General features: G+C 62.3%; 31 protein-coding genes and 6 tRNA genes. 20 read left to right on the forward strand and 17 right to left on the reverse strand.

The genetic code is table 11. From position 1 onward, the window contains the following. Nucleotides 1-38: 38 nt before the first annotated feature. From msrB to A0W34_RS13605, 4 genes are read right to left on the reverse strand one after another with little or no spacing between them, the layout of a single operon-like run. Entirely contained in the window at nt 39-470 is a 432-nt protein-coding gene (msrB, locus tag A0W34_RS13590; protein ID WP_003942631.1) for a peptide-methionine (R)-S-oxide reductase MsrB, read from the reverse strand. Nucleotides 471-479: 9 nt separating this feature from the next. Beyond that, a complete protein-coding gene (locus A0W34_RS13595) occupies nt 480-1,763 on the reverse strand; it encodes a glycosyltransferase family 87 protein (protein ID WP_042449935.1) in 1,284 nt (427 codons plus the stop codon). A gap of 60 nt (nt 1,764-1,823) precedes the next feature. After that, nucleotides 1,824-3,377 carry an alpha/beta hydrolase gene (locus A0W34_RS13600; RefSeq protein ID WP_054188504.1) on the reverse strand — a complete coding sequence of 518 codons (1,554 nt, stop codon included), beginning with the start codon at nt 3,375-3,377 and terminating at the stop codon, nt 1,824-1,826. A gap of 19 nt (nt 3,378-3,396) precedes the next feature. Further along, nucleotides 3,397-4,146, reverse strand: coding sequence for a pyrimidine reductase family protein (locus A0W34_RS13605; protein ID WP_042919913.1), 750 nt, complete (start codon nt 4,144-4,146; stop codon nt 3,397-3,399). Between the two features lie 43 nt (nt 4,147-4,189). Here A0W34_RS13605 and zapE point away from each other — a divergent pair, with 43 nt between their 5' ends. After that, a complete protein-coding gene (gene zapE / locus A0W34_RS13610; RefSeq protein ID WP_003942629.1) occupies nt 4,190-5,206 on the forward strand; it encodes a cell division protein ZapE in 1,017 nt (338 codons plus the stop codon). Between the two features lie 12 nt (nt 5,207-5,218). On the opposite strand, the gene A0W34_RS13615 is transcribed toward zapE, so the two are convergent. Next, nucleotides 5,219-5,752: a GNAT family N-acetyltransferase gene (locus A0W34_RS13615; RefSeq protein ID WP_003942603.1), complete on the reverse strand. Its 534-nt coding sequence runs from the start codon at nt 5,750-5,752 to the stop codon at nt 5,219-5,221. 67 nt (nt 5,753-5,819) lie between these two features. Further along, entirely contained in the window at nt 5,820-7,016 is a 1,197-nt protein-coding gene (locus tag A0W34_RS13620; RefSeq protein WP_058038725.1) for an MFS transporter, read from the reverse strand. Nucleotides 7,017-7,132: 116 nt separating this feature from the next. On the opposite strand from A0W34_RS13620, the gene A0W34_RS13625 reads away from it, so the two are divergent. Beyond that, a complete protein-coding gene (locus A0W34_RS13625; RefSeq protein WP_054781938.1) occupies nt 7,133-8,518 on the forward strand; it encodes a GH1 family beta-glucosidase in 1,386 nt (461 codons plus the stop codon). Nucleotides 8,519-8,692: 174 nt separating this feature from the next. Next, complete coding sequence (locus tag A0W34_RS13630) at nt 8,693-9,169, forward strand: alpha-isopropylmalate synthase regulatory domain-containing protein (RefSeq protein WP_003942597.1); 477 nt, start codon at nt 8,693-8,695, stop codon at nt 9,167-9,169. Nucleotides 9,170-9,315: 146 nt separating this feature from the next. Here A0W34_RS13630 and A0W34_RS13635 read toward each other — a convergent pair. The 5 genes from A0W34_RS13635 to A0W34_RS13655 all read right to left on the reverse strand — a co-directional run bounded on the left by A0W34_RS13635 (nt 9,316) and on the right by A0W34_RS13655 (nt 9,819). Next, nucleotides 9,316-9,390 (reverse strand) — tRNA-Val (locus tag A0W34_RS13635). A gap of 16 nt (nt 9,391-9,406) precedes the next feature. Continuing rightward, nucleotides 9,407-9,482: transfer RNA gene (locus A0W34_RS13640), tRNA-Gly, on the reverse strand. A gap of 92 nt (nt 9,483-9,574) precedes the next feature. Beyond that, nucleotides 9,575-9,649: transfer RNA gene (locus A0W34_RS13645), tRNA-Val, on the reverse strand. A 1-nt stretch (nt 9,650) separates the two neighbouring features. Next, nucleotides 9,651-9,721, reverse strand: a tRNA-Cys gene (locus A0W34_RS13650). Nucleotides 9,722-9,746: 25 nt separating this feature from the next. Then, nucleotides 9,747-9,819: transfer RNA gene (locus A0W34_RS13655), tRNA-Gly, on the reverse strand. A 293-nt stretch (nt 9,820-10,112) separates the two neighbouring features. Here A0W34_RS13655 and A0W34_RS13660 point away from each other — a divergent pair. The 9 genes from A0W34_RS13660 (at nt 10,113) to A0W34_RS32780 (ending at nt 15,642) form a co-directional block, all read left to right on the forward strand. Then, nucleotides 10,113-10,184, forward strand: a tRNA-Val gene (locus tag A0W34_RS13660). Between the two features lie 273 nt (nt 10,185-10,457). Beyond that, nucleotides 10,458-10,700 (forward strand): helix-turn-helix domain-containing protein, encoded by a 243-nt coding sequence (locus tag A0W34_RS13665; RefSeq protein WP_081557799.1) that lies wholly within the window; start codon nt 10,458-10,460, stop codon nt 10,698-10,700. 388 nt (nt 10,701-11,088) lie between these two features. Beyond that, nucleotides 11,089-11,241: a hypothetical protein gene (locus tag A0W34_RS32775; RefSeq protein WP_156888922.1), complete on the forward strand. Its 153-nt coding sequence runs from the start codon at nt 11,089-11,091 to the stop codon at nt 11,239-11,241. A 577-nt stretch (nt 11,242-11,818) separates the two neighbouring features. After that, nucleotides 11,819-12,067 carry a hypothetical protein gene (locus A0W34_RS13675; protein ID WP_156888923.1) on the forward strand — a complete coding sequence of 83 codons (249 nt, stop codon included), beginning with the start codon at nt 11,819-11,821 and terminating at the stop codon, nt 12,065-12,067. 132 nt (nt 12,068-12,199) lie between these two features. Continuing rightward, nucleotides 12,200-12,382: a hypothetical protein gene (locus A0W34_RS13680; protein WP_198035696.1), complete on the forward strand. Its 183-nt coding sequence runs from the start codon at nt 12,200-12,202 to the stop codon at nt 12,380-12,382. A gap of 332 nt (nt 12,383-12,714) precedes the next feature. Beyond that, nucleotides 12,715-12,930, forward strand: a complete 216-nt coding sequence (locus A0W34_RS13685) for a hypothetical protein (protein WP_081557803.1) — start codon at nt 12,715-12,717, stop codon at nt 12,928-12,930. A 324-nt stretch (nt 12,931-13,254) separates the two neighbouring features. Further along, nucleotides 13,255-15,159, forward strand: coding sequence for a hypothetical protein (locus A0W34_RS13690; RefSeq protein ID WP_156888924.1), 1,905 nt, complete (start codon nt 13,255-13,257; stop codon nt 15,157-15,159). Between the two features lie 45 nt (nt 15,160-15,204). Further along, nucleotides 15,205-15,471 carry a hypothetical protein gene (locus A0W34_RS13695; protein WP_081557805.1) on the forward strand — a complete coding sequence of 89 codons (267 nt, stop codon included), beginning with the start codon at nt 15,205-15,207 and terminating at the stop codon, nt 15,469-15,471. Between the two features lie 24 nt (nt 15,472-15,495). Beyond that, on the forward strand, nt 15,496-15,642 hold the full coding sequence (locus tag A0W34_RS32780) for a hypothetical protein (protein ID WP_156888925.1): 147 nt from the start codon (nt 15,496-15,498) through the stop codon (nt 15,640-15,642). Between the two features lie 8 nt (nt 15,643-15,650). Here A0W34_RS32780 and A0W34_RS13700 read toward each other — a convergent pair whose 3' ends face one another. After that, nucleotides 15,651-16,154: a hypothetical protein gene (locus tag A0W34_RS13700; RefSeq protein ID WP_081557806.1), complete on the reverse strand. Its 504-nt coding sequence runs from the start codon at nt 16,152-16,154 to the stop codon at nt 15,651-15,653. Between the two features lie 455 nt (nt 16,155-16,609). Here A0W34_RS13700 and A0W34_RS13705 point away from each other — a divergent pair, with 455 nt between their 5' ends. Beyond that, nucleotides 16,610-16,984, forward strand: a complete 375-nt coding sequence (locus A0W34_RS13705) for a hypothetical protein (RefSeq protein WP_156511772.1) — start codon at nt 16,610-16,612, stop codon at nt 16,982-16,984. Between the two features lie 328 nt (nt 16,985-17,312). After that, nucleotides 17,313-17,639, forward strand: coding sequence for a hypothetical protein (locus A0W34_RS13710; RefSeq protein ID WP_081557807.1), 327 nt, complete (start codon nt 17,313-17,315; stop codon nt 17,637-17,639). Nucleotides 17,640-17,921: 282 nt separating this feature from the next. Here A0W34_RS13710 and A0W34_RS13715 read toward each other — a convergent pair whose 3' ends face one another. Then, nucleotides 17,922-18,725 carry an alpha/beta fold hydrolase gene (locus A0W34_RS13715; protein WP_081558804.1) on the reverse strand — a complete coding sequence of 268 codons (804 nt, stop codon included), beginning with the start codon at nt 18,723-18,725 and terminating at the stop codon, nt 17,922-17,924. Nucleotides 18,726-18,765: 40 nt separating this feature from the next. Between A0W34_RS13715 and A0W34_RS13720 the strand changes: the two genes are divergently transcribed. Then, a complete protein-coding gene (locus tag A0W34_RS13720; RefSeq protein ID WP_232330034.1) occupies nt 18,766-19,365 on the forward strand; it encodes a hypothetical protein in 600 nt (199 codons plus the stop codon). 141 nt (nt 19,366-19,506) lie between these two features. Here the strand turns inward: A0W34_RS13720 and A0W34_RS13725 are convergent, their stop codons facing one another. The 3 genes from A0W34_RS13725 to A0W34_RS13740 all read right to left on the reverse strand — a co-directional run bounded on the left by A0W34_RS13725 (nt 19,507) and on the right by A0W34_RS13740 (nt 21,537). Next, nucleotides 19,507-19,791, reverse strand: a complete 285-nt coding sequence (locus A0W34_RS13725) for a hypothetical protein (protein ID WP_156888926.1) — start codon at nt 19,789-19,791, stop codon at nt 19,507-19,509. A gap of 750 nt (nt 19,792-20,541) precedes the next feature. Then, entirely contained in the window at nt 20,542-21,168 is a 627-nt protein-coding gene (locus A0W34_RS13735; RefSeq protein WP_081557810.1) for a hypothetical protein, read from the reverse strand. Nucleotides 21,169-21,255: 87 nt separating this feature from the next. Next, on the reverse strand, nt 21,256-21,537 hold the full coding sequence (locus tag A0W34_RS13740; protein ID WP_081557811.1) for a hypothetical protein: 282 nt from the start codon (nt 21,535-21,537) through the stop codon (nt 21,256-21,258). A gap of 178 nt (nt 21,538-21,715) precedes the next feature. Between A0W34_RS13740 and A0W34_RS33170 the strand changes: the two genes are divergently transcribed. Further along, nucleotides 21,716-22,033 (forward strand): hypothetical protein, encoded by a 318-nt coding sequence (locus A0W34_RS33170; protein WP_198035697.1) that lies wholly within the window; start codon nt 21,716-21,718, stop codon nt 22,031-22,033. 937 nt (nt 22,034-22,970) lie between these two features. On the opposite strand, the gene A0W34_RS13755 is transcribed toward A0W34_RS33170, so the two are convergent. Beyond that, nucleotides 22,971-23,165, reverse strand: a complete 195-nt coding sequence (locus A0W34_RS13755) for a hypothetical protein (RefSeq protein WP_081557814.1) — start codon at nt 23,163-23,165, stop codon at nt 22,971-22,973. Between the two features lie 230 nt (nt 23,166-23,395). Between A0W34_RS13755 and A0W34_RS13760 the strand changes: the two genes are divergently transcribed. From A0W34_RS13760 to A0W34_RS13775, 4 genes are all read left to right on the forward strand, one after another. Continuing rightward, complete coding sequence (locus A0W34_RS13760) at nt 23,396-23,920, forward strand: hypothetical protein (protein WP_081557815.1); 525 nt, start codon at nt 23,396-23,398, stop codon at nt 23,918-23,920. Continuing rightward, nucleotides 23,917-24,537: an RES family NAD+ phosphorylase gene (locus A0W34_RS13765; RefSeq protein WP_081557816.1), complete on the forward strand. Its 621-nt coding sequence runs from the start codon at nt 23,917-23,919 to the stop codon at nt 24,535-24,537. Before A0W34_RS13760 ends, A0W34_RS13765 begins: the two co-directional genes overlap by 4 nt. A 199-nt stretch (nt 24,538-24,736) precedes the next feature. Further along, nucleotides 24,737-25,129, forward strand: a complete 393-nt coding sequence (locus A0W34_RS13770) for a hypothetical protein (protein ID WP_232330035.1) — start codon at nt 24,737-24,739, stop codon at nt 25,127-25,129. A gap of 242 nt (nt 25,130-25,371) precedes the next feature. After that, nucleotides 25,372-25,716 (forward strand): PASTA domain-containing protein, encoded by a 345-nt coding sequence (locus A0W34_RS13775; RefSeq protein WP_081557818.1) that lies wholly within the window; start codon nt 25,372-25,374, stop codon nt 25,714-25,716. Nucleotides 25,717-25,823 lie beyond the last annotated feature (107 nt).

Raw genomic sequence — 25,823 nt, forward strand, 5'->3', positions numbered from 1 at the left:
CGTGGGCTACCAGTGACACGGGGTAGCCCACGACCTGGCTACTGAGCGGGCTTGAGAACCAGCGAGATCGAGTTGATGCAGTACCGCTGATCGGTCGGCGTCGGGTATCCCTCGCCCTCGAAGACGTGACCGAGGTGGCTGTGGCACTTCTTGCAGATGACCTCGACCCGGCGCATTCCGAGTGAGCTGTCTTCTTTCAGGATCACGGCATCCGAATCCGCCGGATCGAAGAAGGACGGCCACCCGCAGTGCGATTCGAACTTCTCGGTGCTGCGGAACAGTTCGGCTCCGCAGGCCCGGCAGGAGTAGACACCTTCCGTGGTGGTGTCGGTGTACTCGCCGACGAAGGGGCGTTCGGTGCCGGCTTGGCGCAGGACGGCGAACTCCTCCGGCGTCAGTTTTTCGCGCCACTCGCTCTCGGTGTACGTGACCTCAGGTGTGCTGTCGATGCCATCGTGTGAAGAACTCATGCCTCCACGCTAATGCTTTGTCGCCGTTTCGGCTTCGTGGGCAGGTGAGACGGTATCGAGTGGGGGATCGAGGAGGTACGCGGGATCGATTCCCCGATCCAAGCGGCCCTCTCGACGCGCGACCAGATACCGGTATCCGAGGACACAGAAGATCACGATCAGCAGAAGGCTCCAGCCGAGGGTGCTCTTGGTGTATTCGGCCGCCCGGCCGAAGGTCGGCCAGCGGTTCGACCACCAGCTGTCGAACGTCATGAAGCCGTAGACGGCGAGCCAGGCCGGCCAGTTCCGCATGACCGAGTTCTTGAGCACCACGGACATCAGGAGCGGGAGCAGCATCATCGAGTAGTACATCTGGCCGAGCGAGGGCAGCAGGAACGACGCGGTCATGATCACACCGGTCGCGGTGGTGAGGAAGAACAGTTCGTCGTTGCGGTAGTAGCGGTACAGAAGCCACAGCGAGACGACGACCATGGCGGCCAACACGACGCGCAAGAGCAGGATCAACCATTCGGGCAGACCGAAGTAAGCGCCATTTCCGACAATCGAACTGTTGAAGTAGTCACGAGATTCGAGCAGGTACGGCACGGTGCGGCGGACGAAGTCCATCGGATCCGACGCCAGCGGCCATGCCACGACCGTGAGAATGAACGGGATGCCCAGGGCGGTGACGAACACCTTCCACTGACCGCGAACGAGTGGCAGCAGGAGCAGCGGCGCGAGAGTGGGTTTCACTGCGATGGTGAGACCGATCGCGGCGCCGGCCCACAGATCCTTCTTGCGCATCAGCAACAGGAGGAAGGCAACTTCGCCCAGCAGGACGAGGCCGTTGATGTTGGTGAACACCAACGTGTTGGTGACCGTCTCCGACATGAACGCGCCGAGCACCAGAATCGGCGCCGCGATGGAACTGATCGTCAGGTCGAACAAGCGCAACAGCAGGTAGAGAGCCACGAGAATGGCGACGGCATTGACACCGATGAACAGCCACCGTGAGCGCTCGGGATCGAGGATCGCCAGGGGTGCCATCAACAAGGAACCCGATGGTGGGTACAGGTAATGGGGGTCTACGGAGTTGAAATCTGCGGTGTAGACGTCGCGCCCGTTCCAGAACGCCAGCGCGGCGTTGTAGACCGGTCGGAAGTCATCGGTGATGGCGCCGTTGACTGCTGTGACGATGACACGATTGAGCACTGTCATCACGGCGATCGGCCACAAAACGAAGTTGACGACTTGTTGGGTTGTCCGCCCGGTACGCGGCTCGAGCTGTCGAAGGAACACTTCGGCACGGTACACCGGAGCAGGGTGTGATCGGGGGATGCACCCCTTTTCGGTCGTGGTGGACGAGCGCCCGAGTCAGGCCGGGCACACGCTTCCGTTACTGGGAAGGGAGGCGTCGCTGAGGTAGAGGCGCATCGCCTGTTGAGCGCAGGTGGATTGTGCCGCGGGGTGACCCGCACCTTGCCAGTCCAGAGTTGCGAAGCGCGATCCTGCATTGGTCACGACGCCGGTGACGGTCGAGAGTCCGGAGTTCCCGACGGCCGGGTCACCCTGACCGCTCAGCACGAGGACTGGGGGCTTCAACTGATTCGGCAGGGGGGAGTTGGCGGTCGACGGCCAGCTGGCGCACGCCAGCAACCCGAGCGCGGCTTCTCGCCCGAACACCGGATAGTTGGTGCCCCAGGTGTCCGCAAGCTCGCGCGCACGCCCGATGCCCGGCCATTGCATGCCGTCGGTGCACCGTCCGATGAACTGGCCGTCGCCGTCCACCTCGTTCTCCGCCCGGGCGGCGCGCTCTCGAATCGGCGAAGCGTTGCCGGTACCGAGCGCGGACAGAGCGTCGGACAGTGAGCGGGTCTCCTGCTCACGGTTGGTTCCGGCAGTCCACAGGCTGGCCGAAATCGCGTTCGACACCGCAGCGGCGGACAGCGGCTGGAATTCATCGGCTCGAGCGCGCTCCATCAAGTCCGTGACCGATTTCTTCGGATCAGGTCCGAGCGAGCACCCCAGCGCCACACATCGCTGAGCGAATGCCGCCAATGCCGCTTCCTCGCCCTGCACGCGGCTTTCGGCCTCGGTCGCAGCGTCGGTGGCCACCGGAGCGGGAGAATCGAGGATCAATCTCGCGAGGTTGTTCGGGTGGGCTGCCGCATAGCTCAGCGCGATGTCCGAGCCGGACCCTGCAGACCACAGAGCGATGGTCTCGACGCCCCACCGTGTACGTAGAGCGTCGATGTCCTCGGCTGCGGAGTCGGCGCCGAACTTCAGTTCTTGAGGGTCGAGGTAGTCCGTGCAGGCAATGGTGGCGTCGTGACCGAGAGCCGCGACCGCATCGGCGGCGTCACCGGTGGAATCCGCGTCGAACTGGCCCAGATCGTGAAGGCCACGCCGAATTTCCGGCGTCATGCAGTCGATTGCGGTGGACCTGTCGATTCCGCGTCGATCGAGGGCAACCACGGGATGTTCGGTGAGAACCGTGTTCAAGCCGGATGCGGCGAGCATGGCCAGAGAGTTTCCCGACGAACGATCGGTGCCCGATGTGAACACGATCGGATACGCGTCGGCAGGCGTCGACGAGGTCCGAGCGCGGGTCAAGCCGGCAGTGAAGTTGCCGTCGATGGCGCCGGTCACGTCGATGGGGGCATTGAATTCCGCGCATTCGAGAATGACGCCGGCGCTCGACGCCGCGAGAGCCTGGTCGGCGAGTGACGTGCCGGTGCAGTCTCGCCACGGTATGTCATCGGTCGGGACGCCAGGGTCAACCGGCGGCGCATCGGGCGACGGTCCCTCGCTCTGGGCAGGGCTGCCGTCGGTGCGGCCTTCGACCGCGACGGCGGGCCGAAGCGACGGACCGGCGCCGCACGCACAACACGTCGCGAGGACGACGGCCATCAAAGCAACTCTGCGCATGCCGACCAGAGTGCCAGGTTCACCGACGTGGCTGCTGACGAACCCATCGAGTGAGGATCGTGCCGTCCGTATCACCGAGAATGTGCGCGGGACGCATGGCTGTGGGCATTGCGTTGGGGGAGAGTGAGATTCGGCCGACTTTGCTCCCCACCAGTTGAGGTGACGTGGTGATGCAGAGTTCGTCGACGGCATTGTCCTCGATCAACTGCCCGAAAAGTGACGGTCCGCCCTCGCACAGCACGCGACGGAGCTTGCGAGCCGACAAGGCCCTGTCGATGTCGCCGCTGGTGACGTTCGGTGAGTCCGTCACCTCCACCTGCGCTCCGGCAGATCTCAGCGCCGAAATTGCCGCGGAGTCCGCGTCGCGACCGACAACAAGGATCGGTGGAACTTCGGTATCGCGAAGGAGTCGGCTTTCGGGGTCGATCGACGCGTGCGCCGAGACGACGAGGATCGGTGGGACCGGAGCGAGGCCGTCGGCAGTGCGACGCGCCCGGGCTTCGTCCGAGACCTGCACACCCCCGTAGTTCTCGGCTCGCGCTGTGCCTGCGCCGACCACGACGACGTCACAAAGTTCGCGCAAGATCCCGAATACCGACTTGTCTGCCGGTGTGCCCAGTCCACCGCTCACTCCGTCGACGGCGACGCACCCGTCGATGCTGGAAACGAAGTTCACGCGCATCCAGGGTTGCGAGAGGTTCTCCGGATAGGCGTACAAGCCGCGGAGTTCGTCGTCGTGGCCTGGTGTGAAGTAGGTCGCAATATCCATACGGTGCACATGAGAGATCACATCACGTAGATACCCTTGACGGATGCATGAACGTCTTGTCGATCGAAGCCCGGTGGTACCCGCCGATCAACTGGTAGCTCAAATGGTGCCTCCCGCAATGTTCGACGAGGTGAGTTTTGCGTCCTACATTCCTGATCCGAAGGAACCGAGCCAGGCAGCTGCTGTCGCCAAGGCCGAGGAATTCTCCAAGCGCGTCACCAAGATCCGTAGTGGTGGACGCCGCGGACTGTTCGGCAAGAAGACCCAGGCGACCGGCGCCGGCCTGTACCTCGACGGCGGGTTCGGTGTCGGTAAGACTCACTTGCTGGCGTCGATCTTCCACAGCGTTCCGTCGCCGAAGGCTTTCGGAACCTTCGTCGAGCTGACACACGTCGTCGGCGCTCTCGGCTTCAACAAGGCGGTCGAAGCGCTCGCCGACCACAGCGTTCTCTGCATCGACGAGTTCGAGCTCGACGATCCGGGCGACACCATGCTCGTATCCCGCCTCCTTTCGGAGCTTTCCGCGCGCGGCGTGTCCATCGTCGCGACGTCGAACACGCTTCCCGGCCAGCTCGGGGAGGGTCGCTTCGCCGCCCAGGACTTCCTGCGCGAGATCAAGAAGCTCGGCTCGATCTTCGAGACGATTCGCGTCGACGGCCCCGACTACCGTCACCGCGATCTCCCGCCCGCACCCGAGCCCATCTCCTCGGAGGAGTTGGTCTCTCGGGCCGACGCCATCGACGGCGCCACGCTCGACAACTTCGACGAGCTGTGCAAGCACCTCAGCACCCTGCACCCGTCGCGGTACAACAAGCTGGTCGAGGGTGTGAAGGCCGTGTTCATCGACGGTGTCCACCCGGCAACGGATCAGTCCGTTGCACTGCGCATCGTGGTTCTCGCCGACCGCCTGTACGATGCGAGCATCCCGGTCACCGTTTCCGGCGCACGCCTCGACGAGATCTTCACCCCCGAGATGCTCGCCGGTGGGTACAAGAAGAAGTACTTGCGCGCGACCTCGCGCCTGCTCGCACTTTCTCGTTTCGAGGTCGCGGCCGGCTAGTCTGCACGCCTGTCAGCTGACGGGGCGCTCCATCACGAAATCGTGGTGGAGTTGTGCGCCCACGAGGAAAGTCTTCGTGCCGACCTGTGTGAAACCGTGCTTTGCGTAGAACTTCTGGGCGCGCAGGTTCTCCTGATTGACGCCCAGCCAGATCCCGGCACTTCCGCTGCGTCGTGCGTGGTCGACAACCGCGTCCATCAAGGATGCTGCCGCGCCGGTTCCGTGGTTACCCGGAAGCACGTACAACTTGCTGAGTTCTGTTGTCGGGCGAAGTGTCACAGCAGCTTTGACGTCCGGGTCGGCGGGCTCGTCGTCGACAAGCATCGCGTAGCCGACGATCGAACCGTCGCGAATGACCTTGAGAACGGTTCGCGTCGGATCGGTCAGGTACTCGGAGAACTTGTCGACGGAGAGAACGTTGTCGATGAAGGCACTGATGTCGTCGTCGGATGCGTCCGGCGGACACGCCAGTGGAAATGTCACCGCTGCCACGTCGGCGATTGCTTCGGAATCCCAGATCCCGGCCCGGTCAACGGTGATCGTCACGTCAGTTTCTGCCTCTCGCGCACACAATTCGGTCGATCAAGTACACCACTTTCCTCGGGCGCAATGCTCAAGCGGCGTTCTCGGCGACCGGAGTTGTGGCTCGTTTCGGTGCGAACGCGGGAGCAAGAGCTATCAAGATCGCGCAGAACGCCAGCGGAATCAGGAACCCGATTCGAAGGTCACTGAAGGCAGCGACCGCGCCGACGATGCCGCCGCCGACGACTGTGCCGACGTAGTTGAAGAGGTTGATGCGTGCGATCACCGCATCGACCTGATCCGGGGGAGCCATCCTGCCGGCAGCGCTGAAGCAGATCGGAGCGATCACCGGTACCCCGAGCCCGACGATGAGGAACCCGGCGATGGCAACGGCGGGAGATTGCGCGAGGACGACAACTGTCATACCGACTACGCCGATGAGAGAGCCGATCCGCACGACGGTGGTCTCACCGAATTTCCCGACCCAGTAGTCCCCGGTCAGTCGTGCGACAAGTGCCGCGATCTGATACGCCGCCACGGAAAGGGCAGCGGTCCCGGCGTCGGCGAGCAGTTCGTCCTTGACGTACAGAGTCGACCAGTTTCCGACGCTGAAGTCGACCGCGTAGAACAATGCCATCGCGACGCCGAGGAGGACGAAGGCGCGGGTGGGTACCGCGAATTTCGCGGTGCTCGTGATGTTTGCCTCGGCAACCGGAGACTCGGACCGATCGAGCAGTTGCGGGCCGAAGGCCAGAAGCATCAGTCCGACAACAACTCCCGCGATCACCTGCGTGACGCGGATCGAAATGTCGAGGCCTGCGGTAGCAGAGATGAACAGGGCGCCGACAATCGCTCCGACGCTCCAGGAAGCATGGAACGAGGAGAGGATGAAGCGGCCCTTGGCGTGTTGGATCGAGACTGCCTGCATGTTGGCGGCCGCGTCGACCATGCCGAGTCCGATGCCGTAGATCGCCAGGAAGACGAAGAACATCGCTGCGTTGGGCGCAATTCCGGTTGCCCCGCCGAAGACTGCGATGACGGCGAGCCCAGTTCGCAGGGTCATCTTGCTCGACGTTCTCACGGCCAGCATCTCGGCGAGCACGCTGCCGAGCCCGGCGATGACGGACACGGTGACAACCGCAACCACAACCAGTGTCTCGCTCAGCTCGAACAAGTCCTTGTACTGCGGCAGCTGCGTCAGAATGGCGGCGAGCAGAAATCCTTGAAGTCCGAAGGCCACCGAAGTGGCGATCCGAGCCCTCGTCAGGGTGCGGGTGTTATCCGTCATCAAGCAGGGCCTTTGTCTCGTTCGTTCGGTTAGGCCGAACGGTACTGGATCTTGATACTGGTCGAGTGTCCAACAAAGCTGCGTGTTTTGCACGGTTCTTTGATTAACTGACCGACATGACTCGGCAGCCGACACCAGAATTTCCGACTTCCTTCGTCTGGGGAACCGCCACTGCGGCCTATCAAATCGAAGGAGCTGTGGCCGAAGACGGTCGCGGACCGTCGATCTGGGACGAGTTCTGTGACCGTCCCGGTGTTGTCGTCGGGGGCGACACCGGGACGGTCGCTGCCGATCATTATCACCGCTGGGAGTCGGACATCGAGCTGATGAATCAGCTCGGGCTCGACGCTTATCGGCTGTCTCTGTCGTGGTCGCGCATTCTGCCCACCGGATCGGGGGCAGTGAATGCGAAGGGGCTCGACTTCTACGACCGCCTGATCGACCGACTGTGTTCGGTGGGAATTACTCCTGCCGTCACGCTCTTTCACTGGGATCTGCCCCTTGCCTTGCAGGAGCAGGGCGGCTGGATGAACCGCGACACCTCGTATCGGCTGGGGGAGTATGCGCAGGTCGTCGGCGAGCGACTGTCGGATCGGGTCGGAATGTGGATGCCGCTCAACGAACCAGTTGTGCACACGCTTTACGGGCATGCCCTCGGAGTTCACGCCCCCGGACTGGCCTTGGGGTTCGAGGCTTTCCAAGCCGCACATCACCAGCTGCTCGGGCATGGCCTCGCTGTCGAAGCGCTTCGGGCAACCGGATGCACGAACATCGGAATCGCCTCGAACCATGCTCCGGTGCGTGCCGCTTCGGATTCGCCGGAAGACGTGATGGCTGCCGACATCTACGACCACGTCGTCAATTGGATGTTCGCCGACCCGGTTCTGGTCGGGAAGTACCCGGCCGACGAATTCGCTCAGCTGCTCAGCGGTCCTGTCGACGAGGACTTGAAAATCATCGGGGCGCCGCTCGACTGGTACGGGATCAACTACTACGAGCCGACGATGATTGCTGCTCCGGTGGAAGGCCAGGGGACCGAAGGTGTGCTCGAAGTCGACCTGCCCCCGGGCCTGCCCTTTGCCCCTGTCGCGATTACCGGTTATCCCACAACCGATTTCGGTTGGCCGATCGTTCCCGAGGGGCTGGGCGAGATCTTGCGGACGTTCCACGCCCGCTTCGGTGACGCACTGCCGCCGATCTACATCACCGAAAGCGGATGTTCATTCCACGACGCCCCGGATGCCGCAGGCGTCGTCGACGACGAAGCACGAATCGACTACCACGATGCGCACCTTCGCGCCCTCCGATCGGCAATGGACGACGGTGTCGACGTCCGCGGTTATTTTGTGTGGTCACTTCTCGACAACTTCGAATGGGCTGCGGGATACAAGGAGCGTTTCGGCCTGGTGCACGTCGATTTCGACACCCAGAAGCGCACTCCGAAGACCTCGTTCGAGTGGTATCGCGCCCTCATCGCCGAGCACAAAGCGGCTCAGGTCTGACCTGTGCGGAGGCGGTCTGGGTTGCATTCTCGAACCGGGCCGCCTAGCCTCGTCTCTCATGAAGCGAATTCTCGTAGTAAGCCGCCGTAGCGGGGTCTGAATCGGACCGACCCCTCGCTGCGGGTCGTCTTGCTACCAGTTGGTCCTCCACTTCATTCCAGGAAGACCACGATCATGACTTACAACTTCGCTTTCGCTTCTGATTCTTCTTCTGCTGCTGATCCCTTCGCGGCGCGTCACGGCAAATCTCTGCCCGCCGGCTTGCGTGCCGAATGCTCAGCGATGTCGTGGACCGAGTTCGAGTCCACGTATGCGGCTATGAGTGGCCCGATCCGTCTGGGTGCGTGGTCCTCCGAGAAGATTGCGCCGGGTCGTTGGACCTTCGAAGCGACTCTCGGTCTGGGGGAGCGTATCCAGAAAGCGTCCGCCACCTCGACCGGCGCGATCTCGGCCATGACGTCGATGCTGCACGACGCGGGAATCTCGCTCGAGATCCTGTCTTTCCATCAGCACCAGATCGGCCACCGCACGGCGACGTTCATCTTCACCGAGTGCGACGGCCGTCGGAGCTGGGCGATGGGTATTGCGGAGTCGTCGACGGAGTCCTCGCTGCGCGCGATGACTTCGGCAGCGAACCGCTTCTCTCACTGAGCAGTTACAACAATCTGATCAGCTACATCAACCGCAGTACTGACGTGGATTCCCGAGGGGGCTTGCGTCAGTACTGCGGCCCGTGTGTTCGGCGCTCGAACGCAAAAAGCCGGAACCCTGAGGTTCCGGCTTCTTGCATTCTAAAATGGTGCGCGATACTGGGATTGAACCAGTGACCTCTTCCGTGTCAGGGAAGCGCTCTCCCGCTGAGCTAATCGCGCGGGTTCTGGAGAAAAATGGAGCGGACGACGGGATTCGAACCCGCGACCCCAACCTTGGCAAGGTTGTGCGCTACCAGCTGCGCCACGTCCGCATGAGCAATGAACTCCGTTACCGGAACTCAGTACTTTTCTAACTTATCAGACCTGCAAGCAGGTCTTGACCATCAGGCCCGAGGGCCTGACGTGGTGCGCGATACTGGGATTGAACCAGTGACCTCTTCCGTGTCAGGGAAGCGCTCTCCCGCTGAGCTAATCGCGCGAGGTGGAGACGGGAATCGAACCCGTGTGCACGGCTTTGCAGGCCGTTGCCTCACCACTCGGCCACTCCACCGTAAAAGGTTGAGTCACACCTCTCGAGCGGACGACGGGATTCGAACCCGCGACCCCAACCTTGGCAAGGTTGTGCGCTACCAGCTGCGCCACGTCCGCATCGCACCGTGTTGCTTGGGGAGCTGCTCGCTCTCCTCGGTGCGTTGGAAACATTAGCCGACCGTGTCGGATACACACAAATCACCAGCTCAGTGGCGTGTTCGGAGTCGAATCGGCCCGTTGCGCGCGTTGCAACTGTCCGTCTTGGCGATGAATACGGTCTGAAATCAGCTCGAATTCGTAGATTTCGGGGTCGCCTGGAGCAAAACGAATGCCAACCTGGTGATTCGTATTCATCGCGCAGCCGTGTTAATGTTCCAACTCGTTCGAGCGCATGCGTTCGGATGACTTACGGTCCCGTGGCTCAGTGGGAGAGCGTCCGCTTCACACGCGGAAGGTCGCTGGTTCGATCCCAGCCGGGACCACCCGAAGAACCCCCTGGCAACAGGGGGTTTTCTTCGTTTTGCGGAGGGTTAAGCGTGGGGCCGTGGGCCCTACGTGGGCCCTAGCAGTTTACTGCGCTGTCTGGTAGGCCCTGTGTCCCGTCGTGTCGTGGCAGGGGACTGCAATGGCGTGACATGTAGGCTGGGAGTCAGACAAGAGAAGCCTCGGGGTCGTCTGAGATACCCCCGATACCTAGCCGGGTAAGACGCCACAGTGCGCGGGAGCCGGACAGAAATACCTGTCCTGGAGTCCCCTTGTCTACTCAAACTTTTGCATCGGCACCCCCCGATCCGTACTCCGACTTACGGGCGTTCAGCGTGCCTGAGGTGGCCGAACGGCTACAGCTCAGCCAGCGTGCCATCTGGCGCTTGCTTGCCGACGGCCACCTCAAAACCCTTTTCGCCCGCAAGCCGGGCGTTCCGGTGCGTATTCCGGCCGAAAGCTTGCGTGCACTGCTGGCCAACGGTCACCGTGACGGTATTGGTGGCGATGCCTGATGCCGCACGCACAAAACCCGCCAGCAGCGCTGACGGGGCCTCAAAGAAGGCTGAGAGTCTTTGGGGCAACGATAAGGCCACGGCAGCCGCTTACAGCCGTCTCTGCCAGTCCATCGCGGACGCGGGCCATATCGACAGGCTCGCCGCATCCGTGTCGGCCGGCACGCTGAACTTCGTAGAGCGCGGAGATGTCGCTGCCACCAGCGACAAGGCTAGTGGTGCGTGATTAGGCAGCCCGGCTACAGCCCGATGTCGAGCCCATCGACATCGGGCTCACCAGGGTCTCCGACACTGCTGACCCACCGCTGGGTCCCTACCTGGACGGCCAGCTACTCAAGGTCGGCTGCGCGCTTCTTCCTAGCAGTGGGGGCGTGAGTAAGACCTGGGTGTGTCTGAGAGCGTGCCAGGAGGCGGCGAAGGCTTCCAGATGGCCACCAGTGCTGCTCCGGAGCTGGACCTGGACGCAGTGGTGTCGGCAAGCCGTATGCGCGCCTGCGGATGCTTGGGAGGCCCGACGCCGCCATCCGTCAGCGCGCAGTGAACATCAGGACCCGGACCCTGCTCGGTGGTGATCGACCACAAAGGTCACGAGAGCACGAGCCGGCCGTGTGGTGCGACGGCGAAGGCCGACACCCCGACACTGTCGTGATGCTGCATTCCTTGGGGCTGCCGACGCCTCGGTTGTGGCTGTCAAGGACCGACACCGCAGGCTCCGGCACCTCGCAGCCTCCGGTGACCTCATGGCCTCGAGGAGTCCCCGCTGCAGTAGCGCGAGGGTGGTGGTGCAGTTTCATACCAATCCGGCAAGGTCGCTCTGTGCAATGCCGCCTGTGCCGACTCTGCGATGCAGCGCTGGACTTCGGCCCGCCGCTGCGAGTTCGGGTCGGTACCGGTGGTGCGAGCTGCCGAGATGGCCGTCTCGGCAGCTTCTTTCGCAGCCTTCGCTGGCAGCAGATCGACCGTGTACGGCTCACCGCGCCTCGCTCGGATCACCCGACGCCTACGAGGGCGCGCTGGACTTATGCGACCGACTCGGTGAGGGCGACGTTACGCGGCTGGTGGCGCTGCACGCCAGGGTGGATTTTCCCCTTGTCGGCGGACTGCGGTCACCTCAGCACATGGCAGTGGTCCATGCACCTATGGTGCACCTGGCGCTGATCGGGCTACGACGCAGTGAGCTGGCCGGGCAGCGTTGGAGGACAATTGATTTGGACGACAGGCGCATCACGGTGGCCCCACGGACCAGGGTTCGCGTCACAGGCCTAACCATCGATCCGAGCAATATCAAGACCGCCAACGCGCGGCGATCACTGAAACTGCTGGCTTCGGTACTGACCGTTCCGCAGGGCACGCAGGAACGACAGTAGATCGCCCGGAAGCGAGCCGGTGAAGCAAGGGTCGGGGCCCGAGATCTCCACGTGCTCACACACTGAGACGGCCGCGCGGTAGCGCCGCGGACTCTGGACGACTGGTGGAAGGAGGTGCTGCGGTATGCGGTCGTGGACCATCGCAGGCTCCATGCCGCTCAGCACACTGCAGCGTCGCGGCTGATTGTCCCAGGAGCGACACTGTCTGCGGTCGCGGCGTGGCTTGGCCACGCAGACGGCGGGACGCTGGTGCTGTGGATCTACGCCCACACCGATGCGTCGGAAGTGAACGCGTTTGCAGCCTTGCTCGGGTAGCCGGGCCCTCTACCGCAGTCGACTTCGGATCAATTTCCGATTGTCGACGAAATACTCCAGCGCGGAAATCCGGTTATTCAACCGAGTTATCCAGCGCAGAGATCGGGTCATTCGACCGAGTTATTCGGTGGCGGTGATGACCTGTGTAAATGGGTGATCCTGAGTTTGTCGGGCGGGTTTGTCGTAGAGAAACTATCAGTCGATCGTAGAGAAACTAACAGTCAAAAAGGTCGTCTGATCTGCGCAAAGGATAAGCCTGCGCGGGCTTGAATGCCGTGCCGACTTGTGACACCTTGTATCGAGCAGGTCGGATTGCCGAAAGGATTCAGCTGATGGGAATGGCCAGTAAGGGAAATCGACGATTTCTCGGCGCACGCGTCCCGCAAGAGGTGTACGAGATCCTCGAAGACCAGCAACGAGAAGCGGGCGTTGGCTCCCTGAGTCAGTTCATTGCCGATTTGCTGGCGGGCTACACCGGCCGTCCCGACCTAATTCGAGAGCTCGATAAGAAGGCCTTGCCGCGGGAGGTATTGCCCGCGGCCTGTTGACCGCACCTCCAGCACAGGAATCGCATGTGCGTGATCCCGAAAAATGCATCTAGCAACACCATCTCAACTCGACAAAGAAAAACCCCCGAACCTGCGACAAACAGGGACGAGGGTTTTCGATTGAGTTTCGAGTGAGAAGCAAGCGACCAACTTGATTCTCTGTGTTGCTAATCCCCCCAGAAGGGATCACTCTTGACGGAGTGCTCTCAGGGTACCTCTTGCCCTGACCCAAATTCAAGATTTGACTACCTCGTCGGCGAGTCGACGCCTGAATCCGTGTGGAAACAGCTCGCCCCACTGATGGCCGCACGGTATTCGATGCGTTTGGCTGAGCCCAGTGCCGGCGGCAAATTCGCCATCTCGCGTGGTCTGACGGTGCGCCTGCCGGACTTCCCGGCCGCGGTCCCCCTCTACAAGCGCGGCCGCACTGAGTTGTTGGCGTTGGATTTCGATGCCAAACGTCACGGCTCAGCCCAGGTTGACGCTGATGTCGCGCGTGTCCTGTCGTGGCTGCATGAATGCGGCGGGCGGACTGTCACGGACCGTTCCGCCAGTGGTGGCCGGCATGTGCTGGTTCCGCTTGCCAGCGACACACCGCTCCGTGTCGAGGATCTGCGAATTCTGTTGGTATCACTCAAAACCCGGCTGCCAACCCTCGACACGGCGCCGATGCTCGGCGTCTCGCAGGGCTGCATCAGTGTCCCCGGGACACGGTGCCGCGAGGGTGGCCACCGGCAGCTCGACGGCACCCTCGCGGCAGCAATCGACGCATTCACCCTGCGATCTGAGCGCAATGTGGTCGCCCGCATGGTCGCCCTCCTCGGAGGTGTCGGTGCCGAGCATCGTCCCAGCCGCCGCACCGCTGTTGCCTCTGTCGCAGCTTCCCTGACTCTCGCCGACAGGATCGTCGGTTCCGGCGACGAACGACGCCTCCATCCTCGCTACCACTGGACCACTCCCGTCTCGGCCTCAGTGATGGTCTTCGCGCGCACCGGCAAGTTCGACCGCAAGCGCTGGCCGACATCCTCCGAGGCGCGACAGTCCGTGATCTCCAACGCAGTCCTCCGGGGCGCCAGTATTTCTGACATCGAGGCCCTCCTCGGCGCCGACGATCATGCGGGCCTGCGCCAGGCGTACGCCCGGTACGGCTCTCCGGCCGCCATCGGGACAGCCCTCCGACGTGATGTGGATAAAGCCCTGACCTGGGCAGCGAGCGTAGGCGAACAATTCCGCGATCTCACGCACAAGACAAGGCACACAGGGGGGTACGGGGATGAGGGTTTTCGAAACGATCTGATTCGTCGTCACTGGCTCGCCTCTGCACAGCTCTGGGTAAACCATGAATTCCTGGGATCCCGCCAACGGCCTGTTCTACTCGCAGTCGTCCAATCCCTGGCCTACAGCTCCGCTATCGCAGGAGAACTTGTCGAGGGTGTACCGGTGGTGGCTATCGGGGGGCGCAGCCTCTCACATGCCGCAGGGTTGATGTCCGAGTCCACGGTGTGGACGGCACTGCGTGTCCTGCGCGAGACCCCCGGTTCACCGGTGCTGCGCGTGGCTCGCGGCGCAGGTCAGCTTGCTGATCGGTATGCCCTGACCACACCGGCAGTTGGTAGTCGGCCTGGCGCAGTGGCGCTCGAGCGCGCGCACGTCGAACCTGTTCACCCGAGCTGGAGCGTGCTGGGCCTACGTGGCAGGGACGTGTACGAGTTGATTCTCCATGGCCAGGTCAGTGCCGTCCCGGAGGCTCTCGCTGCAGCGAGGTTGGGTACCTCCGCCGGATACGCGATCCTCGCGGATCTGCGTACGGCCGGACTGATCACCCTCCACCGAGGCGTCCTGACGGTAGGGGCCGGGACGCTCGACGATGTCGCAGCATCGGCTGGACTCGACACGGTGGTGGACGAGAGGATCACGCGACACCGTGCCGAGCGGGTGCTCTGGATGACCTGGCTCAACATCCGGTTCTCTACGCCGTCTGAAATTGATCTCGCAGGTCAGCGTCCTTTCGAGGTCTCTGGCTGGGAGGTGCCGGACCTCGACGTACGAGATTCTGAGCTGATGTGGGCTGCGACGATGGCCGCTGGCCCACCGCCGACAGATCCACTCCTCGAAGCGATCGAGAGGCGAGAGCACAGGTTGAATTTTTTGAGCGAGAGCCGACACCGGGGGCGGCAGGTGCAGGTCGTGGCGGGTGACCGCGGCGCCGAACTCGACGTGCCCGAATGAGGCGGCACCAGCCAACCTGCGGGTGTAGGCGATGGACTCCTTGCCGTGAGCCAGCTCGGAGAGGGCACGCGAGGTGGGGCGACGCAGGACAGCAACGCCCCACCCGGTGGTGGTGCGGCCGCGTTCGCGGGCCGAGATGATGTCGAAGACCAGCTCGGTTGCTTTGCGGTACAGGGTAATCGCGGCGGTCAACGGCAATCCCGGACTGTTGCACCAGTTCGGGTCGGTGCGGAACTTGCGCCGTTCACTCTCGAGGACCTCGTCGAGGTGCGGATCGAGGCGGGCGGTGATGGTGGCCGCTACGGCGTGTAGGACGCGGGCTTGACCGGCGGTGGCATGTCCCCCGTGGTCCTGGCGGACTGCGATGTTGCCGAGGTGGTCGAAGACCAGCTCGCTGGGCTGTGCGGCGAGGAATTCGTCGATCAGCTCTGTGCACCGCAACCCCGCGGATGTGGGGGACTGGCTGTCGGCGCTCGGACCTGATGCGGCGTTCATGCTGCACGACCAAGGATGGAGCCGCGACGGAGATCGTGTTCGTCGAGATCGAGATTGAACAGGGTTCGGCCACCGGCGGCGACGAACAGTGCCTTCTGGGTGATCCAGCATGCCGATTCGATTCGGGCGCCGGTGGTGGTCAAGGCTTCTTCGATGTCCGGCTCGAAGTCGCGGTCGGTGGTCGCGAGAATGACGGCGTCGACTGTGCCGCCGGTGCGAGGGGTGTGCACTGCGCGGGCGGTGGCGGAATCGACGCCCTTCTGCCGGGCCGTTCCGTCCGGGTGGTACGCCAAGGGGCGAGCGAACACGCTGACCCGGGGATCGCGTGCCCAGTCATGCTGTTGCGCGGTGGCGTAGGCGCGCATCGTGCCGTCCGAGCGCGAAGCGGCCATCGACTGTGCGATCTTGGCTGCCATCGCGTCGGTCAGATCGGGCGGCGTAGTACCGGCGACGCTGTTTTCCAAGGTGACAGGTACCGGTATTTCTCGCTGAGACGCCATAAGGCCACGGTATCGGCCCCACCGAAATTTTCGTCGAGCGAAAAGTGCGCTGAGGTGGCCTTTTCCCGGAGACGCTGCGAGAAAGGAAATTCTCGTCACTGATCGCGCATAAAGGGGGAGTGACAATGCGGGGAAGTAGTGAAGCCCGATTTCGGCGAGAACTAGGTGTCGAGATGCAGCGAAGATTGACAAGCCCGACCACACAGATTGACAACGACCATTCAGGCCGCCATCGCTCGTACCTGCACTTATGCGCAAGAAATGCAGTCGGCGTCACCTCCTTTCCGTCAAAGTAGGTTGTCAATCTGCCTCACGGTTGTGGACGCACCAGATCGAGATGGGTGCAGCCGCTGGGATCGTCGGCGCGGAGCCACAAGGTTGTCGGGTGGGCGTATCAAGATCAACGCCATGAACGCACAGGCGAGCCCGATCGAGCATCGCTATACGATGCCACCATGCCCCGGACTGCAAAGAAGCGAAAGCACGTCGGTGTCCTGTCGAGGTCGGACCTCAAGGAACTTGACGCTCTGCGCAAGGATCCCCAGCGCCTCGACATGTTGCTGCAGGAGTTGCGTTCGCGCGCAGAACTCGGCATCGCCGGCAAGTCCGAGATTGATCGGCTGTCGATGCTGGAAGCATTCTGCGAGCGGGTGAGGCTGGAGAAGGCGGACTTCAAGTCCAGGGCCAAGGACTACCAGAAGCTGCACGAGACACTCGAGCGCGATCGGACCCGTGATGCGAAGCGCCGGCGCTCCGACCGGTCGATTCCGGTCGACGGAGCCTTCCGGATCGTCAGCGGGGGCGCCCCTGGGCTCGGCCGCCGCAGCTGACCCCTGTGAATAGCGTTGCGACCGCGGATTGCGATCGTCGGCATACGCGCACGCAAATCAGCGGGCGCAGACGACTCGCCCGAGGTTGGGCAATCTAGCACGGCGTGCCCCTGTAATCTTCACTGCATCTCGACACTAGGTTTCACGATTCCGGGTCGGTTTCCAGTCTTTATGTCGGTAGCGGGGCGGTTTCCGCGTTTCATGTCGGTCGGCATCGCACCAGCCAGACACCGTCAAAATATCTCTGAACAGCAAGAATGATCCTGGACGGCTCGGGTTTGAGTCACGATCAGACCTGTTCGACCTGGAGGTCGGCTAGGTTGTCACGATGTCCGATGTGTGGTCCGGGGTCCGGTGGGCGCTGATGTGGTGGGGCGCGCTCGCTGGCATCGTTGTCTGTGCCGTGGGCTACTGGCCGCTGGTCTACGCGCTGCGCAGGGCGTGGGATGTGCCTGTATTTCCACCCGGTGGGGGACTGTACTGGCTCGCGTGGGGACTGCCCCTCATTACTGTCGCCACCATCGGTGCGACCATGTTCACGATCTGGCGTGGTGCACGCGCCGCCGTGGCAGGGTTCGCCGTAGCTTGTCTCCTTACGGGTCTGGCGATGTGTGCCTTCGGTTACTCGGTCGACAGTATGCCTTACTACATGTGACTGACGGTGCCGTCGAGGACGCCTAAGGATTCCGACGAGATTTGCGAGAATCCCTGACTGACATGAACTTGGAACGCCGCACGTCCGCGCGCTGCACCACTGACGAGTCCGGCGAGAACTTAAATGAATTAGTGTGCGAGATCCAGCGAGATGAACCGAGCCGATCAACTAGACGATCTGATGACTGCGAACGTCCTACCTGCGTTTTTACGCACCGGGATGATCAACTGCCGATCCCTCGATCATGGAAGAGGGCCCGAGTACATCCCTGGTCAGAGAGACTCAGCCGGGGGATATTTGAGTTGGTGCAAAGCTTCCGCCGAGCAAGATCATGCTGATCAAATCAGGATCGTCGGTCATCGGCACGTGTCCGATCCCGGGTAGCACCATCACCCGCGCCTGCGGGAATACGCGCCGCACCCGGCGCGCCTGATACACCGGCAAAATCATGTCTCGCCGACCCCACGCAACTGTCACCGGCACCACCGGGACCGAGGCACAAGGACGGTCGAAAGTCGCCTCCATGACACGGTCCATCAGGGCATTCGTGGCAAGCGAATTGGCATTGATCACCGCATTCTCGTACGGCACCCGGCTGGGATGACCGTAGAACGCAGCAAGTGAGGGATAGCGCAGGCCTTTCAGACTCATCACCTTCGGCATCTGTGGACCCATCACCTGGACGAGGCCGCGAAACGTCCGAAACGTCAGGGCGGCGCGCCTTTTATCGGCGTGGTTGACGTAGAAGCCTGCTGGCGAGAGCGCAGTAGCCGAGGCCACCTCGCCGCGTGCCGCCATGGCCAGAGCAAGCCAACCCCCGAGAGAGTTCCCGGCGATGTGCGGGCGTTCACCTGCCGGCGTTACGGATCGGACGAAGCCGCTCAATTCCTCGAGGAGCTGACCAAGGACGTCATCGCCATCGGCAAGGCGGGCCGACTCCCCGTGACCTGGAAGATCCACCGTGACTACACGGCGAGAAGGAGTCAACTGCTCCAATACGGGCGTCCAGGTTTGCCGACGGTCCGTTACCCCGTGCACGAGCACCAGCGTCGGTCCGACACCAGCGACGTCATAGCGCAGGTCCATACAGAAAACGCTACCCCCGACACAGACTGAGATCAGCAGATTGAGCATCGCTGATCGTTTCCGACCGGCGCTCATGGTGCGAGACGGCCTGACCTACCGTGGGGCCATGTGCCTTCACCTCGACGCAACCGCTGCGCTGTCGATTGCAGGTTGGGTTCGCGAGGAACCTACTCGATCGGCTTCTGCCCGAGTTCCGCAACCGCTGGTCGGCGCTGGTGGTCAGCTCGTCGCATGGGTGAGTTCGTTCTCCGTGCTTGCCAGTTCCGATGACCAGGTGTGGTTTCTCTCGGCGGAGAACTATGCCGGTGGGGTCGGCATCAGCGATGAGGTGTTTCCCTGGGATGCGTTCCGGCACGAGAGTCTGGTGGTTGCTTCCGGGTCGGCTGAGCGCGCGGCGATCAATGCCTTCTGGTCCAGTCACCTGCCGGTTCTGCTGTCGGTACGCGATGGGTACGAGTACTTGGCGCTCGCGCCGGACGGCCAGGTTGTTCGTGGGGGAGAGCCGGAGTTCGAGGAGGTCACCATCGTCGCCGCTGATTTCGACGCTCTGCTTCGGGGTATAGCGGCAGGCGCGAGCACAGCAGACCCCATCACCGATGCACTGCTGGGAACAGTGGGTACTGCCCGGCGAGGGCAGTGACCGCACCTCCGAGGCAAGCTGACTTGAATAGCGACCCGTGACGACTCGTGCGCGGTAGGTTCGCCCAACGGCCTGTTCCCCGATGGCAACAGTCCAGGTCACAGGGTCGACGCCGTCGGGACGTGGGTAGTCACCGGGTACCTAGCCCGAGCCGGGTATCGGTGTTTGCTCCCGGGCGACCCGATGGAGCTCTTCGGCGAGGTTGTCCCACATTTCCCCGCGCTGCCCACTGGTGGCGATGACAACGACGACGGGTGCAGTAATGCCGCACCTCGCAGCAGCCTCATGGACAGCGGCGGTGTACGCGGCGGCGTAGGTGCGGCGATCCGACTCATAGAGGGCTTCGACGGCTTCTTGTTCGTCGACCAGCGCGGATCGTTGGTCGTGCGTCAGGTTCTTGGCCTGCAATTCACGGTCGATCGCCATGAACTCGTCGTCTTCCAGAGAGCCGAACCCTAACCAGCCATCCCACACTTTCGTTCAGATCGAGGACGATCGAACAAGTTCGGTGCGGGTTGTCAGCTCGGTCAGTGCCGCGTCGAAGACGATGTCGCTGCGTTTTAACCAGCCGATCTGGATGGGGGAGAGCCGCAGGCGGCAGGCCAGGGTGAGTAGCAGCGCGTCACGTCGACCGAAGAGACCTCCAGGCCAACCTGTGGCTGGAAGCCGCCGGATGATTCCCTCGGCAGTGGCGCGCAGGACTGGGCGAGGTCATGTTCGGCGAGTCAGGCGCTCCCGGAGGGCATGCGCGGTCCCTAGTTTCGGGCAGCCGACGCGGGTGTGGATGGTGTTGATCGCGGTGACTCGGCGCCGGTGGGTGCTGGTTGCGGCTTGGTTTCCGTCCAGGAACATCGCGACCGTGAGGGGTCGGCTGGCAGCACGGACGGGTCAACTGCCGCGCATCAGTCCTCGAACAGCTGCCAGTCGTGCCGATGCCTGGCACCGACCGCGACAGCCGGTGGGGTTGAGTGCACTCCGTCGAAGCTGGTCACTGGGTAATCGTCGCACCGTCCTTGACTGTGGACGAGCGAAGAGCCGCACTTCGCGAGGTCGCGACCGCATCCAACATTGTTCGACGGGCAACTCTCGCACACTCTGCGAGCACCTTTTCCTGCAGGTCATCGTCATTGAAATTGCTTAGATCCACGAGGTCGCGAGCTTCCGCCTTGATCCGACTCAGCTGATCCTGATTGCGTACGTCCCCCTCCATACACGCAGTTGCCCTTCAATCAGTTCGATGATGCTCAGTGCTTCATCCAATGCTGTTCTGAGCTCGGGAGTACGTATCGAAATACCTGCAATTTCGATCGCGGTGCGTAGATCTGCTTCCGTAACCCGCAGGGCTGCGAATTCCGTCCACCATGATCGCCAGAACATATCGTCTTCATCTGGTGGTGCTGTTGATCCGCTCATCGCTTCGGTCCAGGCATTCTGGTATCCCGCAATTGTCGTGGCGGATTTGTGCATCTCGCCGACGAGACTCGACATCTCGTCGAGCACCAATCGTGCAGTGACGATGTCGGCTCGCCAGACTTCGTGGGCAATTGCATCCTCTGCCCTCTCTGCCGCGTCTCGGCTCTGCCGCAGCGCGACCAAAACCGCTGCAAACGTTGCGGTGCCGGCAACCCAGGCACCAACTGCCGCCCAGCCGCCAGCGGTCCATTTGATCGGGTTGAGCTCATTCCACAGGACGGCGCCGCCCAAAACGGCCGCACAGAGGAAGACTGTGGTGACGATTGTCAGGATCACGATGTCACCTGTAGTCAGGGATCGCGCTGTGCTGCGGCGGGCGTTGTCGGTCATCTGACAAGGCTAGCCACGGTGAAAGACGCGTTGGTCCACCACCCGGAAAAGCTGGGCGGCGGGGCAATTCGCAGGGTGCGGGGCTGGTCAGGAAGCGCCGAGCAGCCCGATCGCGTGTGCGAGGGCGCCCATACCGGTATCCTCGGGGAGCTCTGGGTTGACGATAGTGACCGGCAGATCCTCTGAGAGGTACAGCGATCCGACTTCGGTTTCGACAAACATCCCGCGGTAGGTGGCTGATGGTTCGACGGAGCCTGTGACGCGGACGTGTTCGTCATGGTCTCCGACGATGATGATGATGCCGGCGATGTTGGCGAGTTCTCTGGGCGCAACTTCGATGTGTGCAGGGCTTGCTTTTGAAGTGGCCATCGTGTGCCTCCTGCTTCGGGTGTGATGAGCACGGTAGGGAAGATCGGCCGATGGTGTTTCACAGCGAAAGGCGTTATTCGTACTGGCTGTCGGTGTTCTCCACTACCTTCGGCTGATGGTTCAGTTCACGAGTGACCTGGCGCGGACTCAGCAGCGGATCTCTGATCTCGACTAGTAAATGACTCGATCGGTGTACGGCGCCGCCGGGTTTGTTTGTCGATCCGCTGCTGGTTGCAGCAGTGCTGCGGCGAAGCGGAATGCCGCTGTCTACGAGGGACAGCTCTCGCATGTGGGGCTGCACTACGACATGTTCGAGGACGGTAAGCCTCTGCGGGTGCTGGTTCTGGGTATGGAGATGGGTCGGCCGGACCGGCATATCTCGTTGGAAGGAGAAGGCCCCCGCGATGGATCGAGCGTGCCTGCCACACCTCGCCGCGACAGTCCGGATCCTCGAGCCCACGTTGGTGATCCTGCAGCAAGGACCTTCGATCTTTGATCAAGCCGCATCTCAAGCTCGTAGAACGAATCGATGAGGCGAACGAGCGTCTTGAGTATGCCGAGCTCGCGGGTGTGCAGCCACCCTGCAGCCCACTTCCCTCTCAACTGGGGCAGTTCGCACCGGAACTTGTATGCGATGGATGTCGTCGAGCCGACGTTGGAGCGCGCCCGCAGCTTCCTCTTCGCATAGCTGCAGTCAGTCCTCTTGATCTCGTCATTGGCTTTCATCACAAGACGGCACCCGTCGACACTGACCGCCGTCCTGGACAGCATCTCGCGGATCGCCTTGGCGAACGCGGAGGACGGATCGATCGCGACCACCTCGATCCGATCACGGCGCTGTACCACTTTCGTGTACCAGGTATTTCATGCCCGCACCTCGCTGACCTGCACTGATCGAGTCCAGTAAAAAAGGGGTACAGCTCGGCAGCGGAAACGGTACAACTGCGCAGGTCGCTGACCTGCAACTTCGCTCTCCCGCGAGGGTCCTGCACCGTTTTTCAACTTTTTCGGGTCCGAGAAACTCTATGTAGACGTATTTCGGTGCCCTGGGTCTGTGAATACTGCCGTGACACTTTTCTCAAGGGCTTTCCTGCAAATAAGTGGTACATCCGCTCATCGGGGGTGCATGGCCTGCATCAGTCCTGGTCAGACGGTTGCAGGTTGTACCCTTTTTCTTTTCAATTCTTATTGAAATTCGACAGGGTGGTCGTGAGGATTGTGCCGCTGACCTGCGGCGATGGTTTCAGGTTGGTGTACCAGTTTTGATCAGGGCAAAATCGGTACGCGGTGAAGAAGTGGTACAGCCTTTAGCAACCGAATGGTCGCAACACCTCTGCTGCCATCTCTGTCGATCTCCACAGGTTCGTAACACCGGGTCGAGCACTGCGGTGATCTACCGCTCCGAAACAGGCTGGCTCTGATTGGTTTCCTGCTCACTGGAGCGGACGAAACAGGGTGTTGATGAGTTTGTCCGTAATGCCTCGTAGCTCTTGCTTCCTGGCTTCATCCTTGTTGGTGGCCTTCTGGATCTTGTCGGCCGGCTCCGGCAGGCGTGTCTGCACGTCGTCGGCAATCTGATCTTCGTCCTGCGCATTGCCCCACCCCGCCTTCTCCGGTCGCCGCAGCAACAGCCTCAGTGCGGAACCAGGAGAAGAACCCGCACGAACACGTACTTTTGCCTTCCTCGGCAGGTGCGGGCTCTGTCTTGTTCTGTCTCGCCTCGAGCTGCGAAGGTCGCACGAAATTGGCGAAGCCAACCCCGGACGAGATGGGAACAACCCCGTCCCCACTCGTTGACAGGGTTGACCCAAACGCGGACAATTAGGTTGACGCGGTTGACCACTTAGGAGGATTTCTCATGAACACCCTCGCCGAGCAGGAGCGCAAGCTTCTCGACCTGCTCACAATCTCCGTCCACCGGACGTTCGCCGACGCCCGCGCCGCCGGCGCCTCCGCCGAGATCTTCGACGACGTCGAGTCGATCGCCCGCTCCATGACCGCAGCACTGCCCGCCATCCACGTCTACGACAAACTCGTCGGCCCGTTCTACGACACTCCCAGCCTCACCCAGTGGCGAGGCGTGAGCCGCCAAGCCATCAACAAGGCTGTCTCTACAGGGACCGTGATCGCCTGCCAGCTCGAAGGTGGCCAGTGGGTCTATCCCACCTGGCAGTTCACCGAGTCCCGAACGGTGCATCCGCACCTGATCGCCCTGTGGCAGACGCTTCGTGAGAGCGCCGACCCGTGGACCTGCGCAATCTGGCTGCGCAGCCCACAGGAAGAACTCGGCGACCGCAGCGCGGTCGACTGGATCACCGGCGGCCGCCCCGTCGACACAGCCCTGGAATTGGCCCGCGCTGACGCGCAGCGGTGGGCTGCGTGAGCCGAGACAGCGTTGTGCTCGGTCCTCCGTCCCGCCCGCTCCACAGATTCCCCGATTGCAAGCTCACCCCAGCGCAGCCGTTGCATCGGGGACACAGCACCGGGAACGGACCGTGGTGGTTCGCCTCCTCCGGCGGCGGCCGCTTCGACCTGACCCCGCCGCGCGGTACGTGCTACCTCGCATACGACGAACTCACCGCGATCCGGGAGACCGTCGGAGCGGCGCTCGCAATAGCTGGAGTCATCAGTGACGCGTTCGCCTCAGACCGCCAGCTGTCGACTCTGGCCGTACCGCACGACCACCGCCTCGCCGATACCTGCGCCGACACAGCCGCAGATTTCGGCCTGACCAGGGAACTTGTCTCCATGACTCCGTACGCGGTGCCTCAAGACTGGGCAGCAGCGTTCGAAGCTCTCTTCGCGGGCATTCGCTATCAGACCCGGTTCACCACCGGGCCGAACCCCAACGCGGTCGGCCTGTTTGGGCCGGCGGGGGAGGCCGTGACGTGGCCGATCGACCCGAGCCCCGAACCGTTCACCGTCGCAGCTCGTCGCAACGGCTTCACCGTCGCCAGCCCGCCGCGATCGGTGCGCATTGTCCCGCCGCCCGTGAGCTGATTCGGCCCGGACCACCAACCCGCGAAGCCCGCACTCTGCCTCAGGCAGAGTGCGGGCTTCCTTTTTTGCGATGCTGACACTTGCATCCAGGCGATCCCATGTTGACCGAGCGTGGCTTACAGCAGCTCGCTGACCTGCGAGGATGTCACCGAGACTGCACTGGATTGCCTGATCGACCTAGATGAGATGGAGTACGAAATTGACCGCTGACTGGATTCCGGACTACCAGCCACACAAGTGGGAGAAGGAGAAGGCGCAGTTCGCGAGCTGGTCGGACGGCAAGCGGGTCCTCGCACCGTGGAAGCGCGCCAGATTCTTCCGGTGGAGCCGTGAGCAGCATCTTTTCCACATCGATACGGCTCAAGCCGCCAAGCGCAAGCTCCGTAAAGACCAGCTAGCGAACCCGAGCCCCGAACTCATTGCTGCTTACCGGGAGTTGAGAGCAGCGGAAGACGAATTCGGCGGCCGACTCGGCTGCGCCCGTGGAACCGATATGAGCGACCCGCAACAGGTCCTTGCTCTCGCTCACCTCTTGCGCGAACTTCCGAATCCGAGCAAGGATCTCCCGGCGACTGCAGAACCACCCCTCTGAACAGGTGAAATCCCTGTTCACCCTTGATGTCGGCCAGCCCGCCGAGCTGGTAAACCAGCACCTCGGTCTGATCGACCAGCCTCGCTGGGTAGGGTGAAGCCGTCAGACTGCGCAATTCTGACCACAGAAGAACCCGCACTTTGCCTCCCCCGGGCAGGTGCGGGTTCTTGCTTTTTGTCGGCTGTATCAGACGGCCAGTTCCATCCGACATAACCGAGCAAGCGCTACCGAGAGGAAAACTGATGAAAAAGATCATTGCGGTGGTAGCCATCTCGGCAGCACTTGGGAGTGCCGGCTGTGCTGCCCCTGAGGCTGACGTTGCAACCTTTCTTCGGACTACGTCCGCAGTCCCATCGGTCTATGTCACCGTTCCGGAGGTGTACGGACGCAACGGCGGGATCGTCGTCGATGAACTCAAGAGCCTAGGTTTCACCGATATCGAGCTGGCCGCCAAGGACGTGTCGACGACGTCGATCAGCAGGCCTCAAGATTGGCGGGCATTCGCAATAGAGCCCTCAGCTGGAGAGATCGTCCGTAGCGATACACATGTCGTTGTCACATTTACGGAAGGTTTCCGGTACCGGTGACCTGCACTCCCACATTGCTGACAGTGGGGCGAAGGCTAATCGAAGCTCGCAACTCTAGAACCCGCACTTTGCCTCCCCGGGCAGGTGCGGGTTCTTCTTTTTTGCCG

This window comes from Rhodococcus sp. BH4, from assembly GCF_002079265.1.
Classification (GTDB): Bacteria; Actinomycetota; Actinomycetes; order Mycobacteriales; family Mycobacteriaceae; genus Rhodococcus_F; species Rhodococcus_F qingshengii.

Bases quoted from the DNA above. Each gene is read 5' to 3' on its own strand.
- msrB (WP_003942631.1), bottom strand. From the start codon at position 470: ATGAGTTCTTCACACGATGGCATCGACAGCACACCTGAGGTCACGTAC.
- A0W34_RS13600 (WP_054188504.1), bottom strand. From the start codon at position 3,377: ATGCGCAGAGTTGCTTTGATGGCCGTCGTCCTCGCGACGTGTTGTGCG.
- A0W34_RS13605 (WP_042919913.1), bottom strand. From the start codon at position 4,146: ATGGATATTGCGACCTACTTCACACCAGGCCACGACGACGAACTCCGC.
- zapE (WP_003942629.1), top strand. From the start codon at position 4,190: ATGCATGAACGTCTTGTCGATCGAAGCCCGGTGGTACCCGCCGATCAA.
- A0W34_RS13620 (WP_058038725.1), bottom strand. From the start codon at position 7,016: ATGACGGATAACACCCGCACCCTGACGAGGGCTCGGATCGCCACTTCG.
- A0W34_RS13625 (WP_054781938.1), top strand. From the start codon at position 7,133: ATGACTCGGCAGCCGACACCAGAATTTCCGACTTCCTTCGTCTGGGGA.
- A0W34_RS13630 (WP_003942597.1), top strand. From the start codon at position 8,693: ATGACTTACAACTTCGCTTTCGCTTCTGATTCTTCTTCTGCTGCTGAT.
- A0W34_RS13675 (WP_156888923.1), top strand. From the start codon at position 11,819: ATGGCAGTGGTCCATGCACCTATGGTGCACCTGGCGCTGATCGGGCTA.
- A0W34_RS13685 (WP_081557803.1), top strand. From the start codon at position 12,715: ATGGGAATGGCCAGTAAGGGAAATCGACGATTTCTCGGCGCACGCGTC.
- A0W34_RS32780 (WP_156888925.1), top strand. From the start codon at position 15,496: ATGTCCCCCGTGGTCCTGGCGGACTGCGATGTTGCCGAGGTGGTCGAA.
- A0W34_RS13700 (WP_081557806.1), bottom strand. From the start codon at position 16,154: ATGGCGTCTCAGCGAGAAATACCGGTACCTGTCACCTTGGAAAACAGC.
- A0W34_RS13705 (WP_156511772.1), top strand. From the start codon at position 16,610: ATGCCCCGGACTGCAAAGAAGCGAAAGCACGTCGGTGTCCTGTCGAGG.
- A0W34_RS13710 (WP_081557807.1), top strand. From the start codon at position 17,313: ATGTCCGATGTGTGGTCCGGGGTCCGGTGGGCGCTGATGTGGTGGGGC.
- A0W34_RS13715 (WP_081558804.1), bottom strand. From the start codon at position 18,725: ATGGACCTGCGCTATGACGTCGCTGGTGTCGGACCGACGCTGGTGCTC.
- A0W34_RS13725 (WP_156888926.1), bottom strand. From the start codon at position 19,791: ATGGCGATCGACCGTGAATTGCAGGCCAAGAACCTGACGCACGACCAA.
- A0W34_RS13735 (WP_081557810.1), bottom strand. From the start codon at position 21,168: ATGACCGACAACGCCCGCCGCAGCACAGCGCGATCCCTGACTACAGGT.
- A0W34_RS13740 (WP_081557811.1), bottom strand. From the start codon at position 21,537: ATGGCCACTTCAAAAGCAAGCCCTGCACACATCGAAGTTGCGCCCAGA.
- A0W34_RS33170 (WP_198035697.1), top strand. From the start codon at position 21,716: ATGACTCGATCGGTGTACGGCGCCGCCGGGTTTGTTTGTCGATCCGCT.
- A0W34_RS13760 (WP_081557815.1), top strand. From the start codon at position 23,396: ATGAACACCCTCGCCGAGCAGGAGCGCAAGCTTCTCGACCTGCTCACA.
- A0W34_RS13775 (WP_081557818.1), top strand. From the start codon at position 25,372: ATGAAAAAGATCATTGCGGTGGTAGCCATCTCGGCAGCACTTGGGAGT.